13 protein-coding genes are annotated in these 12,874 nt (G+C 42.5%); 5 read left to right on the top strand and 8 right to left on the bottom strand.

What is annotated here, in order from left to right; all coding sequences use genetic code 11:
* Positions 1-122: 122 nt before the first annotated feature.
* A complete protein-coding gene (locus H171_RS01820) occupies positions 123-1,163 on the bottom strand; it encodes a LacI family DNA-binding transcriptional regulator (protein WP_100303615.1) in 1,041 nt (346 codons plus the stop codon).
* Between the two features lie 223 nt (positions 1,164-1,386).
* On the opposite strand from H171_RS01820, the gene H171_RS01815 reads away from it, so the two are divergent.
* Positions 1,387-2,268, top strand: coding sequence for an aldose 1-epimerase family protein (locus tag H171_RS01815; RefSeq protein ID WP_100303614.1), 882 nt, complete (start codon positions 1,387-1,389; stop codon positions 2,266-2,268).
* Between the two features lie 178 nt (positions 2,269-2,446).
* Here H171_RS01815 and H171_RS01810 read toward each other — a convergent pair whose 3' ends face one another.
* On the bottom strand, positions 2,447-2,968 hold the full coding sequence (locus tag H171_RS01810; RefSeq protein ID WP_157803093.1) for a LytR/AlgR family response regulator transcription factor: 522 nt from the start codon (positions 2,966-2,968) through the stop codon (positions 2,447-2,449).
* Positions 2,969-3,149: 181 nt separating this feature from the next.
* Between H171_RS01810 and H171_RS01805 the strand changes: the two genes are divergently transcribed.
* Positions 3,150-3,353 (top strand): hypothetical protein, encoded by a 204-nt coding sequence (locus tag H171_RS01805; RefSeq protein WP_100303612.1) that lies wholly within the window; start codon positions 3,150-3,152, stop codon positions 3,351-3,353.
* Positions 3,354-3,463: 110 nt separating this feature from the next.
* Here the strand turns inward: H171_RS01805 and H171_RS01800 are convergent, their stop codons facing one another.
* Positions 3,464-4,063, bottom strand: coding sequence for a TetR/AcrR family transcriptional regulator (locus H171_RS01800; RefSeq protein WP_100303611.1), 600 nt, complete (start codon positions 4,061-4,063; stop codon positions 3,464-3,466).
* A 148-nt stretch (positions 4,064-4,211) separates the two neighbouring features.
* Between H171_RS01800 and H171_RS01795 the strand changes: the two genes are divergently transcribed.
* Positions 4,212-4,754: a nitroreductase family protein gene (locus H171_RS01795; RefSeq protein ID WP_100303610.1), complete on the top strand. Its 543-nt coding sequence runs from the start codon at positions 4,212-4,214 to the stop codon at positions 4,752-4,754.
* 231 nt (positions 4,755-4,985) lie between these two features.
* Here the strand turns inward: H171_RS01795 and H171_RS01790 are convergent, their stop codons facing one another.
* The 3 genes from H171_RS01790 to uxuA all read right to left on the bottom strand — a co-directional run bounded on the left by H171_RS01790 (position 4,986) and on the right by uxuA (position 9,212).
* Positions 4,986-7,025, bottom strand: a complete 2,040-nt coding sequence (locus H171_RS01790; RefSeq protein ID WP_166433582.1) for a methyl-accepting chemotaxis protein — start codon at positions 7,023-7,025, stop codon at positions 4,986-4,988.
* A gap of 266 nt (positions 7,026-7,291) precedes the next feature.
* The gene (locus H171_RS01785; protein ID WP_100303608.1) at positions 7,292-8,140 is read right to left on the bottom strand and encodes an SDR family oxidoreductase; all 849 of its coding nucleotides are present in this window, start codon (positions 8,138-8,140) and stop codon (positions 7,292-7,294) included.
* A gap of 16 nt (positions 8,141-8,156) precedes the next feature.
* Positions 8,157-9,212: a mannonate dehydratase gene (gene uxuA, locus H171_RS01780; RefSeq protein ID WP_100303607.1), complete on the bottom strand. Its 1,056-nt coding sequence runs from the start codon at positions 9,210-9,212 to the stop codon at positions 8,157-8,159.
* Between the two features lie 225 nt (positions 9,213-9,437).
* Here uxuA and H171_RS01775 point away from each other — a divergent pair, with 225 nt between their 5' ends.
* Positions 9,438-10,316, top strand: coding sequence for an AraC family transcriptional regulator (locus H171_RS01775; protein ID WP_100303606.1), 879 nt, complete (start codon positions 9,438-9,440; stop codon positions 10,314-10,316).
* 17 nt (positions 10,317-10,333) lie between these two features.
* On the opposite strand, the gene H171_RS01770 is transcribed toward H171_RS01775, so the two are convergent.
* Positions 10,334-10,627: a branched-chain amino acid transporter permease gene (locus H171_RS01770; protein ID WP_100307386.1), complete on the bottom strand. Its 294-nt coding sequence runs from the start codon at positions 10,625-10,627 to the stop codon at positions 10,334-10,336.
* 38 nt (positions 10,628-10,665) lie between these two features.
* Positions 10,666-11,373, bottom strand: a complete 708-nt coding sequence (locus H171_RS01765) for an AzlC family ABC transporter permease (RefSeq protein ID WP_100303605.1) — start codon at positions 11,371-11,373, stop codon at positions 10,666-10,668.
* A 104-nt stretch (positions 11,374-11,477) separates the two neighbouring features.
* Between H171_RS01765 and H171_RS01760 the strand changes: the two genes are divergently transcribed.
* The gene (locus H171_RS01760; protein WP_100303604.1) at positions 11,478-12,386 is read left to right on the top strand and encodes a radical SAM protein; all 909 of its coding nucleotides are present in this window, start codon (positions 11,478-11,480) and stop codon (positions 12,384-12,386) included.
* Positions 12,387-12,874: the final 488 nt, after the last annotated feature.

The following is a 12,874-nucleotide window of genomic DNA, read 5'->3' as shown; positions in this document are numbered from 1 at the left end:
ATCATCTGAATACGGCCGGTATCAGGCAGCTTATACTCCATTGTTTCTATACAAAAAAGGAACATTTACACAAGCTTTTCCTGTATAATGTTCCTTTTTGTAAATTGATTTATGAACTGCTTCTATTCAATACTCTTTATCGATTTACGGATCAGAAGCTTACATCCAACGGAGCAGACGTTTTCCGCATCAGTTTCCAGCTCCTGCCCGTTTATAAGGCCGATAACCAGTTCACTGGCTTTGTGACCGATATCATGAAGAGGAAGCCTTACGGTGGTAAGTGGGGGCCGGTAATATCCAGATAATTCCCGGTCATCGTATCCTGCCACCGATAGGTCAGAGCCCACGTTCCTGCCCAGCTCCTCCAGGCGGTCATACACCCCTCCTGCCATTAAGTCATTCATGCAGAAGATGGCAGTCACTCCCTTTTCAAGAAGCTGGCAGGCACACCGGTACCCGGATTCTCTAGTCCAGTCTCCTTCTATCACAAGGCTTGGGTCGTATAAAATCCTGTTTTGAAAAAGAGCTTGCTGATATCCCACCAGCCTGGCTTGTGCATGTAGGCTGTCTGGCTTTCCTGTAATCACCCCGACTCTCTTATGGCCGTGGTTCAGCAGATACTGCATGATTTCAGCAGCGCCATGGACATCATCCACCACAACAGAAGGTACCTTCATACTTTTGGAATATCCGTAAGCCATAACGGCAGGGATCGGCAGCGTATCAGGGATGCAACGGATGACCCGCTCATGGGCAGCCACATATATAATCCCTTCCACCTGTTTTTCCATCAGCTTTTTTATCTCAAGCCCTACCTGTCCATAATAATCGTCCCGGTTATAATAAGTATCATCGTATTTTTTAAACAGCCTTAGATTTGTAAGAAGTATCTGGTAATCCAGCTCCTGGCAGTAGTCTGTAATGCCGTCTATGACGTCAGGGATGCTGAATATGGTCATATCCTCCGCGATGACCCCAATGCTTCTCGTCTTTTGCAGCTTTAAGTTCTTTGCAACAACGTTAGGGGTATACTCCAGCTTATCAGCCATTTCTAAAACCAGTTTTCTGGTTTTATCACTTGCACCAGGTTTGTTGTTTAATATATTTGAAACTGTGGCCACTGATACTCCGCAGCATTTTGCTAATTCCTTTATGGTTGCCATCGCCTGCCTCCAGAACCTTTTGGTTTAATTAACTCAGATTTTTATGCAATTGTCAATAGGACAGAGGAAAATATTAAACGTTTCAGTTAATAACCTCCTTTTTTCTTATATTTTTTTCACAAACCCATGGAAGTTTCCTTTTTTATTTAGTATACTTATCGTAAAGCAAGCTTGGCTATTTAAGGGATAAAAACAACTGAAAAAAGAAACGAGGTAAATTAAAATGCTGGTTACACTTCACGATACCAAAGCTACAGCTATCATCGATTCTATCGGTGCCCAGCTCATTTCATTCAAGGATTCTGCCGGTACAGAATACATATGGCAGAGAGATCCCCAGTTCTGGAGTAAATGCTCTCCTCTTCTTTTTCCCATTGTGGGAAACTGCCGCAACGACCGGACCATTCTGGAAGGCCAGACATGGGAAATCCCAAAGCATGGTTTCTGCCGGGAAATGGACTTTTCCGTCACTGAACAGACAGGCACTTCCGTGATATTTGAGATCCGGGATACAGAAGAAACAAAGAAGATTTATCCCTATTCCTTCCGTCTGAGTCTTGTTTATACTCTCTCAGACGGTACCTTATTTATGGAATACCGGGTGACTAACACCGATGACCGGACTATACACTACTGTCTGGGTGCTCATCCTGGCTTTAACTGCCCTATGGAGGATAACGCCGTATTTGAAGATTATGATCTGGTGTTTGAAAAGGAGGAAACCATATCCAGCATGGTATATGATTCAGAACATCTGGAATTTAATCCTGGAAACAGGATCGTTCAGCTGAATGACAGCCGTTCCCTTTCTTTAACCCATGAATTATTTAAAGATGATGCCATCTATTTTGATGATTTACAGTCCAGAAAAGTTTCAATTGTAAACAGAAATACCGGCCGGGGTGTAGAAGTTTCCTATCCAGGCTTTGAAACCATAGCTTTCTGGACGCCATATCTTACGAAAGCGCCCTTCGTCTGCGTGGAGCCATGGAATGGTTCTGCTATCTATGCAACGGAAGATGACGAATTCATCCATAAGAACCATGTGCAGACCTTAAGTCCCGGAAATACAAAAAGCTATGGCCTTTCCATAGGGATTCTTTAACCATATGAAGGCAGGCAGCAATATCGGCTGATTTTCGCTGCCTGCCCTGAATTTACAGATGATAGAAATGTGTTTAGATGTGAACTGCCGATTAATGTAACATACAATACCATGGTCTTTTATCCAAGGCAAGCCAGTTTGCACTTTTTAACCTAATTATTGCGCTTTTTAAATTTCTCTAAAATATCATACTATGATCCTTCAGAAAATCCCTGTAACTCTTTTCAAATTTCTTCCTTCTCCCGCCATTTACATACAGAATTTCTCCGTTTAGCATCTCAACTGCTTCTCCTTTTACACTCCTTATATATTGCATATTGATGATGTTATGTCTGTTGATTCTGACAAACCAGTCTTTCGGAAGCTTTTCTTCCTCTTCATCAAGCCTTGCCCGGATCCGCATCCTGCCGCTGCCTGCCACCACGCTGGTTTTTCTGTAATAAGATTCCAGATAAAGAATGTCCGTAATATCCAGAACGCAGTACTGACCGTTAAAGAATACAGAATATTTTGCCTGGTATAAGGTAATATTCCCTTTTGGACTAATTACGATCATATCATACAAGGCACGTTCCAACGTGGAAAGGTATCCTTCCTTTATGGAAAAATAATCAATCTGTAAGCGGTTGTTCTGCCTGCAGGGACAGGCCTTTTTTAATCCCGGCGTCTGTTCTTCATTTGTAAAAATGGCAATCCTCATTTCCAGTTCCCCCCTGTAATCAATCATATCTCTCGGACAATGCTGTCCAGCATCTTATATAACGATTTTAAATAAAATATATAACGCAAAAAAGAGATCACACAGGCAACGAATAATTACGCTGTTTTTCCTCAAACTAAAAGAAACGGTACCTAACAGACTGCCGGAAGGAGAAAATGATATGAAATCAGAAAAAAAAGAAACAAAAAAAGGAAAGACGGAATCGACAACCTCTAAGAATAATTATGATATCGATATTCAGACTTGTTCTACCATGGACTGTACGGGACTTATTCCTGCGGCTCCGCAGTCGGAAGCTGAACTGGAAGCATATGAAGATCTTTATCCCTACATGCCCCACGCAAAAAATGTAGATAAAGAATGAGGAAATGAGCTAAAAAACAAGCGTATCGTTCAAAATAGACGATACGCTTGTTTTTATTTCCTAATGGCGGTTAGATAAACAGTCAGCAAATGAGTGTATATAAGGAAAACTCATGAGGAGAGCATATGCAATATGGCCTTTTTTATTTGGGTATCCAGAACCGTATAATTTAGCTTGTCATGCGGAAAAGAGGATTTTTCCCGGCATAATGCGTCCACCAATATACAAGCAGCATAAACTTTTTCGTGCAGGTCATTAGAGAGAATATCGTTTTTATTCAATATTTCAACAATTCCAGACACATACTTGTTTTCAAAATCACAAAAGTGGTGATTAATTTTTTCATCTTCTATCATTACCATTCTCAATTGAGCTAAAGCCTGATTTGACGTAGCATACACTTCAATATATATTGAAATCCATCTCTCAATAAAAATCGAAAGACTAAATGGTGCTTGAATATCCTTTAATCTTTCAAATAAAGCATTTGAAAAAGAATTAAGATATTGTTCAAAGGCCGCAATATATATGTCTCGCTTATCCCTAAAATAGCTGTATAGCGCACCGGTCGAGACATTAGCACGTTTTGCGATTTCGATTGTATTTGTTCCATGATAACCCTTTTCGCAAAATAGCTCAAAACCAGCTTCCGAGATTTTGTTCATTTTCTCAATTGATCGCTTTTGAATTGGCTTTCGTATTTCCTTCATTCACTTCACCTCAGGACTAATTATATATGCACACAGGTACAAGGTCAATAGAATATGAAGTTTTATTCGTGTTCTATTGACGAAGCTCCATATTGGTGCTATCATTAAAACACGAATTTTTATTCGTGTTTCATATGGAGGGAATATAATGGATTTTTTAGAATTAGCAAAAGCACGTTGTACCACGCGCGGATTTACCGACCAAGGTATTTTAAAAAATGATTTGGAGAGAATTCTGTCTGTTGGGCATGTTGCGCCCACTGCCTGCAATCAACAGCCACAACGAATCATAGTTGTTCAAACCCCAGATCATCTATGTAAGGTGCAGAAAGCATATAAAACATTTGGCTCACGTTGTGTTCTAATTGTATGCCGGGATACAAGAAATGAATTGATACGCCCATTTGACCAGAAATGTTCAGGAGATTTAGATATCGGTATTATTTGTGATCACATGATGTTGGCAGCCAGGGAGTTAAACATTGGAAGTGTCATGGTTGGCTTGTTTGACCCGAATATAATCCGAAAGGAATTTAATATCCCTGAATACATAGTACCCACTGCATTACTAATCTTGGGATATCCTGAAAAAGGATTTCTGAGTCCTGAACGCCATACAGCAGATAGGAAACCACTTTCAGACACCATAATGTATGAAAAGTATGTAGACTGCACTAATCCGCAAATGTAAAGACATGTCTGTTTTCGTGCTTCATAAAAGCCTGAAAAAGCAGAAACAGATAAAGTGTTTTAGGGAATAATTCTTTGCCCTTGTGCTGCTTCCACACATAACAGATCAGCTATGATTTGGTGGAAATTCTGCCGGAACTAAATAACCCGATACATAAAGAAATGGCGCAGCTTTTTACGCTACGCCATCTGCCTAAGAGGCCTTCTTTATTTTCTTATATCATCGGCAATTTTATCGAAGCCGAAATCTACTCATCAATTCCCGTAAGCCTTCCGCCTGGCCAGAAAGTTCCTCACTGGCCGCAGCACTTTCCTCTGCAGTCGCAGAGTTATTCTGAACGACGGAAGAAATCTGTTCAATTCCATAAGTCACCTGGGTAACCTTTTCACTTTGCTCTTTCAGCTCCTCTGCGGATCTGCGAATGGCGGAAACCATGTTCTTGGTTTCTGAAAGAACACCGTTTAATGTTTCTCCTGTAGATGCTGCAATGCCTGTTCCCGTATTAACGGCTGCAATGGTATCAGCAACCAGACTGGAGGTATCCTTTGCTGCGTTGGCACTCTTGCCTGCCAGATTGCGGACCTCATCTGCAACAACTGCAAAGCCTTTTCCGGCTTCGCCTGCCCTGGCTGCCTCTACAGCGGCATTAAGCGCAAGAATGTTTGTCTGGAAGGCAATGTCTTCGATAAGCTTATTGACCTTCTCAATTTCCTTGGATTTCTTATTGATCTGATCCATGGACTGCATCATTTCATGCATCTGGGCATTGCCGCTTTCCATGGCTTCTCCTACCCGTCCTGCCTGCTTATTTACATCTTCCACTGCCTTAGCCGTGCTCATAAGGCTGTTTGAAATCTCATTTACTGAGGAAGATAACTCTTCTACTGAAGCTGCCTGTTCCACAGCACCCTGGCTTAAATTCTGTGCTCCCTGAGACACCTGAGAACTGCCCTTTGCTACTTCATCTGCAGAAATACTGATGGTATCCATGGTCTTTGAAAGTAAGTCTTCTGCAATGTCAATGGATTGCTGTATTACCTTGAAATCTCCCTGGAATTCCATTCCAACGGACCGGCTGAAATCTCCGGAAGCGATATTTTCCAATACAGCTGCGATTTCAGTGATATAGGATTTAACACTATGTACGGAACTGGTGATTTCATCGGCAAGCTGTCCGATCTCATCCTTGCGCTTTACAACCGGAACTTCGCTGGATAAATCTCCTTCTGTAAAGAGCTTCATTCTTGCTGCAATGGCTGATACCGGACCTGCAATGGATCCTGCAAACCAGAATGCCAGGAAACAGCCGATAACGATTGATACAATGGCAAACACGCTCATTGCAAAAACTACCAAATAGATGGAAACTGTGGTTTCCTTAACCGATGCTGCCACACCCAAAGCCCAGCCGTCACTGCCTGTTACCGGGCTGTAAAAGCAAAAACGGTTGTCTCCATTGTATTCGTAATTACCAGTTCCCGATTTTCCGCCCAGCATGGTCTGGAACATACGGCCTACAGATACATAGGATTTATCGGACTTTGAAAGCTCGATAAAGTTCTGGCGGTTATTAACCAGATCTGGTGATATATTGGCGATCATGGTCCCTGTATTGTCGATAATAAAGGCATTGCCGCTCTCACCAATCCGGAGGTCACTGATCAGATCACTTAAAACGGAGCCATTATAAGTTCCCAAAAGAACTCCATATTCATAAGGAGCCGCAACGCGGATCACAAGTTCGTTGTTGTTATCATATTCCGTGGTGGAGATGGTGGTCTCACCATTTAAGGCTTTTTCCAGATAACCTGTGACTTCGTATTTCTCACCGATATTCTGCCCGCTTGCACTGCGGGTAATGGTACCATCCATACTGATTACTTCAAGTTCTTTGTATCCGTAAAGCTTGCACTGGTTGGAAAGGTATTCTGTCACAACCCTGGAATTTATGGATTTCAAGCTTCCACCCTGTGAACTGGCCTCAATGCTTAATTTCATCTGATTTAAGTTTTGTACTACCAGACTGTTCACAAGTTTACCTGTTGATTCCAAATCATTTTTCACAACATCTGTAATCCCTTTGTAACTGACTGTAATACTGATCACCATGTTGGTCACAGCCAGTCCCAGAATAATTGCGATAATGAATGCCAGCATCTTCATCTTCAATGATTTCAGGAATGTACTCTTAGTTCCGTTTTTTTCCGGCTTCACTTTCTTCGTCCCTAGTAATGCTTTCAGGTTTCGTTTCTTTTCCCCCGATGTCTTCATTGCCTTATGCTCCTCGTCTCGTCTTTGGTAATTGTAAACCATAACACTTTAATCATGGTTTTATCCATTATACAATATTTTGTAACCATTTGTCAACGCTTCCAGAAAATGGAAACGAATTTTGTCGAATTTTCTCTAAAAAGAAATTACAACTAGGTATATTTTCTATTTTCTTCTGTGAAAAATTCATTAAAAAACAGCCTCTTCCCGGCCTGAGTGCTGCTCACTGCAATCCCATGGAAGAGGCTGATATTATTTAATTATTTTTATACGCCGGAATAAGCCGAGAATCCGCCGTCAATAGGCAGAACCACGCCGGTGATGAAACCTGCTGCCGCTTGATTCAAAAGAAATAACAGAGCTCCGTTTAATTCCTCCGCTTCTCCAAAACGTCCCATGGGAGTTGCAGACAGAATCTTGTTGGTTCTCGGTGTGGGAGTACCATCTTCGTTAAACAGTAGTTTTTCATTCTGTGCTGTAACGAAAAAGCCCGGCGCAATTGCATTCACGCGGACACCCACCTTTGAAAAATGAACGGCAAGCCACTGGGTAAAGTTGCTGATTGCAGCTTTTGCACCGCTGTATGCCGGAATCTTCGTAAGCGGAGTAAAGGCATTCATGGAGGAAATATTCAAAATGCTGCAGCCTTCCCTGCCAATCATATCCTTTGCAAAAATCTGGCATGGAAGCAGAGTTCCAAGGAAGTTTAAGTTGAAAACAAATTCAACACCTGACTGGTCTAAATCAAAGAAGGTCTTTGTATCCGCCTCAATGTCTCCCATCTCAAAATATTCCTTATCCGTATTGGCTCTTGCGTTATTACCGCCTGCGCCGTTAATCAGGATGTCGCAGGGACCAAGCTCTGCTAAAACCTTTGCATGAACTTCCTCAAGGCTTGCCCGTTCCAGAACGTTTGCTTTGTAAGCCTTTGCCTTATAGCCTGCCTCATTAATAGAAGCTGCAATTCCTTCTGCAGCACTTTCGTTTAAATCCAGAACCGCAACCTTTGCGCCTGCTTCTGCAAGTGTCTTTGCGAACATGCCGCATAATACTCCGCCTGCTCCTGTTACAACTGCTACCTTACCGCTTAAATCTGTGCCAAATGTTAAAGCCATATGATTTTCCTCTTTCCTATTTGCTCGTTTTTTCAATCGCTTCCCAAAGACCGTTTAAATAGGTTGCGCCAAGTGCCCGGTCATAAAGTCCGTAACCGGCTCTGCCTGTTTCACCCCAGATCATACGGCCGTGGTCCGGACGCATATAGCCGTCAAAACCATTGTCATGAAGAGCTTTTAAGATGGCAAACATGTCCAGGGAACCGCAGGTTGATAAATGAGCACGCTCTTCAAAGCCCTGGTTATCTTCCAGAATAGCCACATTTCTTGCATGAACAAAGTGAATTCGTCCCATAGCTGCATATTTGGCTGCCATCTTCACTACGTCATTTTTATTGGAGCAGCCTAAGGAGCCGGTACAGAGGGTGATGCCATTGTGCTTATCATCCACAAGCTTTAAGAAACGGTCTAAGTTCTCCTCGCAGGTAATGATTCTTGGAAGTCCAAAGATGCTCCAGCATGGGTCATCCTCATGGATCGCCATATTCACGCCGCATTCCGCTGCAACAGGAATGATCGCCTCTAAGAAATATTTTAAATTATCCCAAAGGTCATCCTCTGACATGGAATTGTACTCGCTTACAATCTGCTTAAGCTCATCTCTTGTGTAGCTGGAATCCCATCCAGGAAGGGTTAAGTCGCTTTCGCTCTCCAGAGGATTTACCTTGTCCACCTGATCCTGATAATAAACCAGAGAGGTAGAGCCATCCTCCAGCACATGATCCAGCTGGGTCCTGGTCCAGTCAAACACCGGCATGAAGTTATAGCAGATGCACTTGATCCCTGCTTCCGCTACCCGCCTGATGTTCTCGCAATAATTTGCAATATACTTGTCTCTGGTTGGCTTTCCTAATTTAATATCCTCATGAACCGGAATGCTCTCAATCACTTCAAAGGCAAGTCCTGCTTTTTCTGTTTCCTCTTTTAAGTGGGCAATGCTTTCTCTGCCCCACACTTCCCCAACGGGTACATCATAAACTGCCGTTACAATGGAATACATGCCTGGAATCTGGCGGATGTTCTGTAAGGTTACTTTGTCGTCGTCTCCGTACCATCTGAATGATAATTTCATAAAATACCTCCTTAGCAATCCTATAATAAGTTTCTTTTCCTACCTTGTGGACTCAGTATAAACAAAATGCCGAATTATTACCATGGATTTATTTGCCGTTCACATTGCAAAACTTGCGGTCATGGCCTATAATACAATTGAAACCGTCCATCTGATTATCGAAATTGCTCTTTACTTTCGATACGATGATAAAGGCATGAGAAAGACAGGAAAGAGGATTATCAAATGAGAAAAGAATTGTCCACCGGCTTTAATGAGCGGCAGTATATGAATTCAGGGGAGTTTGAAGTATTTTTTTATAAAGATCTGGACTTGAATCATGTAGTGGACCACAGCCATTCCTATTATGAAGTGTATTTTTTCCTGAACGGAGATGTGACATATGATGTGGAAGGGAAACAGTATTCTTTGCAGTACGGGGATTACTTACTCATTCCTCCCGAGGTAAAGCACCACCCCATATTCCATTCCACCGGAAATACCTATCAGCGGATTGTTCTCTGGATCAGCCGGAACTATTATGAGACTATGTGTTCCTGGTCCGAAGACTTTTCATACAGTTTTCGTTATGTATCAGAGAACAAACATTACCATTTCCGCAGGGATTTTGTCACATTTCAGAATATTCAGGGTCGTCTCCTGGACCTTTTGGAAGAAATCCACGGAAATAAGGCATTCCATAAGTTAAATTCAGAGCTGCAGATCCATTCCTTTATGCTCCTGTTGAACCGGATCACTTATGATATGCTCCATCAGGTACCTGCTGCGTATGAAAACGTGCTTTATCTAAACCTTTGTGATTATATTAACAACCATCTGGGAGAAAATCTGTCCCTGGACCATCTGGCATCCTTTTTTTATACCAGCAAATATCACATTTCCCATGTATTTAAAGATAACATGGGGATTTCCCTTCACCAGTACATCCTGAAAAAACGGCTGCAGGCCAGTAAAAACGGTATCCTTTCCGGCATTCCATTTGGAGAGCTGTACCATCAGTACGGATTTTCGGACTATACCAGCTTTTACAGGGCCTTTAAAAAAGAATTCGGCCTTTCCCCCAAAGAATTCCGGGAGCAGGCCGTTCTGCCAAAAGGGTATTGATACCGCCTCATGTTACATTAGCGGAATACACCCTGAATGAGTACCATATATAGAATCGTTCCTGCACCAATGCTTAACAGGGAATTTCCCTTCCACAAATGAAGCCCTGTAATGGCGCCAATGGAGATAAGCTCTGGAAGTCCATGAGGATAAGAAAGGAATTGAAGTCCTCTTAAACAGTAGACCACCAAAAGCCCAATGGTGGCATATGGAAGAGTCCGCCCAAGATAGAGAATGTATTTGGGAGTCTCTTTCCCTGCCGGAAACAAAAGGAAGGGAAGAAAACGGGTGATCACGGTAGCAAGCACCATGGCTCCTGCGATCAGGCTGTAAACTGCTATATTCTCGTTCAAGACTGTTCCTCCTTTTTCTTTTCCATAAAATAACCTGCTGTAATAATGATAAGAATGAGGATCATGGCCGGAACAATGAAAACACTCTGGCCAAAGGCCGCCACGCAGAGTGCAGAGGAACACACGCCTACACAGGCGGCCTGGTGTCCTTTTCCTGATTTCCATTGGTCGATAAAGATCACCACAAAGAGAGCTGTCAGTGCAAAGTCCATTCCAGCCGTGCTAAAGGTTATCATGGTTCCGGCTAATGCACCGATCACAGCTCCTGTCACCCAGTAAAGCTGATCCAGGATGGACACAAAAAAATACACCCAGTATTTTGGAAGTCCTTCGGGCGGCTCCTCATTACACAGAACGGAAAATGTTTCATCTGTCAGTGAAAATATCAGATAGGGCTTTAGCCTTCCTGCATCCTTATATTTGTCCAGCATGGAAAGTCCGTAAAACAAATGTCTGGCATTGAGCATTAAGGACATAAAAAAGGCGTACCATGGATTCACTGCCGCCACAAAAAATGTGATCCCAAGGTACTGCAGGCTTCCGGCATAGACAAATACACTGATGAGCAAGGCCCACCAGATCCCATACCCATTGACATTCATAAGTATCCCATATGCTGCTCCTAAAACCAGATAACCGGCCATCACCGGCATTGTCCTGGGAAATGCATAGCAAAGAGCAGCAAGCTTTTTCTTTTTATTCATTGGCACCGTTCCTTTGTATCTCATCTTTGTCTTGCAATTTTTCCGTATATTGTTTAATATATTAATGCACAAAAGTGACTTTGTCAATATTAGGAGTTTCTCAAATGAACCTTGACCATATCTATGAATCCTGCAGCCTCTGCCCCAGAAACTGCGGGGTAAACCGCCACGAGAGTACCGGGTTTTGCGGTTGCGGCGATACCATAAAAGCAGCCCGGGCTGCACTCCACCACTGGGAAGAGCCCTGCATCAGCGGAAGCCGGGGAAGCGGTACCGTATTTTTTTCCGGCTGTACCCTGGGCTGCTGCTTTTGTCAGAATTATACCATCAGCCAGGAGAATTTCGGAAAGGAAATTACAAGCAGTGAGCTTGCCCGGATTTTCATAAGGCTTCAGGAGGAAGGCGCCCACAACATTAATCTGGTCACAGCCACCCAGTATCTCCCCTCTGTTTTAAAGGCCCTGGATCTAATAAAACCAAAGCTTTTAATTCCTGTGGTTTATAATTGCGGTGGATATGAATCAGAAGATATCATAAAGGAGCTGGCTTCATACATCGATGTGTGGCTTCCTGATTTAAAATATTTCAGTTCTGAACGTTCCTCACGCTACAGCAAAGCTTCTGATTATTTTGATGCAGCCTCAAAGGCCATAAAACAGATGATCCGCCAGACCGGGGCTCCCCAGTTTGATTCCGATGGGGTCCTTATGAAAAAGGGGGTCATCATACGCCATATGGTACTTCCGGGCGCGAAGGAAGATTCCATCCGCCTGCTTCACTGGATGAAGGATGAACTTCCGGAAGGAATGTATTACATCAGTCTTTTGAGCCAGTATACCCCATTCTACCGGAGCGAAAGTTTTCCGGAGATCAACCGGAGAATTACTTCTTATGAATATGGAAAAGTGGTTGATGAAGCTATCAGACTTGGATTGGATCAGGGATTTATGCAGGAAAAAAGCAGTGCTAAAGAAGAATACACGCCGCCTTTTGATTTGGAAGGGGTCTATTAATAAAGGCGAAGCATGTTTCTCAAACATAGCCTTAATAAAAAACAGATAGAAACGGATACCGATTTAAGTTTCATACCATCGATATCCGTTTCTATATTACTAAATCCATTGGTCTTGATACCTCGTTTCTCTCTCATGTCTGTTTCTTTGTACATAGTACACGATCTTCAGCATGATCTATGTTAATTTTTCCGCTCCCCGTTGTTATACACCAGATTCATGGGCTTCACTCTTTTACTAACTGTTTCTCTCCTTATGTGTCCTAAAATTTCTTAAGTTGGACCATTTGAATCTAATACAGTCTTTCCTTCTCATGAATTCTCTCTTTTTTATGAATGATTAATCATTGCTTCAAAGATTGGCTTTTAACATCGGCAGATTGGTTTTTCTTTTGCCTCATATATTATATAAATGAAGCGTGTCTGCTCTTTCTGGTGGACTGTACCTCCTTCTTTTAGATTTGACTTTCTTTATTTAAATTCTTTTTG

This window comes from [Clostridium] celerecrescens 18A (genome assembly GCF_002797975.1).
Classification (GTDB): Bacteria; Bacillota; Clostridia; order Lachnospirales; family Lachnospiraceae; genus Lacrimispora; species Lacrimispora celerecrescens.
This window is presented reverse-complemented; position numbering and strand designations above follow the sequence as displayed.

Excerpts from the sequence above, each read along its gene's own strand:
- H171_RS01785 (WP_100303608.1), bottom strand. The coding sequence starts at position 8,140 with ATGGCTTTAACATTTGGCACAGATTTAAGCGGTAAGGTAGCAGTTGTA.
- H171_RS01810 (WP_157803093.1), bottom strand. The coding sequence starts at position 2,968 with ATGAGGATTGCCATTTTTACAAATGAAGAACAGACGCCGGGATTAAAA.
- H171_RS01820 (WP_100303615.1), bottom strand. The coding sequence starts at position 1,163 with ATGGCAACCATAAAGGAATTAGCAAAATGCTGCGGAGTATCAGTGGCC.
- H171_RS01815 (WP_100303614.1), top strand. The coding sequence starts at position 1,387 with ATGCTGGTTACACTTCACGATACCAAAGCTACAGCTATCATCGATTCT.
- uxuA (WP_100303607.1), bottom strand. The coding sequence starts at position 9,212 with ATGAAATTATCATTCAGATGGTACGGAGACGACGACAAAGTAACCTTA.
- H171_RS01795 (WP_100303610.1), top strand. The coding sequence starts at position 4,212 with ATGGATTTTTTAGAATTAGCAAAAGCACGTTGTACCACGCGCGGATTT.
- H171_RS01760 (WP_100303604.1), top strand. The coding sequence starts at position 11,478 with ATGAACCTTGACCATATCTATGAATCCTGCAGCCTCTGCCCCAGAAAC.
- H171_RS01765 (WP_100303605.1), bottom strand. The coding sequence starts at position 11,373 with ATGAATAAAAAGAAAAAGCTTGCTGCTCTTTGCTATGCATTTCCCAGG.
- H171_RS01770 (WP_100307386.1), bottom strand. The coding sequence starts at position 10,627 with ATGGTGCTTGCTACCGTGATCACCCGTTTTCTTCCCTTCCTTTTGTTT.
- H171_RS01790 (WP_166433582.1), bottom strand. The coding sequence starts at position 7,025 with ATGAAGACATCGGGGGAAAAGAAACGAAACCTGAAAGCATTACTAGGG.
- H171_RS01775 (WP_100303606.1), top strand. The coding sequence starts at position 9,438 with ATGAGAAAAGAATTGTCCACCGGCTTTAATGAGCGGCAGTATATGAAT.
- H171_RS01805 (WP_100303612.1), top strand. The coding sequence starts at position 3,150 with ATGAAATCAGAAAAAAAAGAAACAAAAAAAGGAAAGACGGAATCGACA.
- H171_RS01800 (WP_100303611.1), bottom strand. The coding sequence starts at position 4,063 with ATGAAGGAAATACGAAAGCCAATTCAAAAGCGATCAATTGAGAAAATG.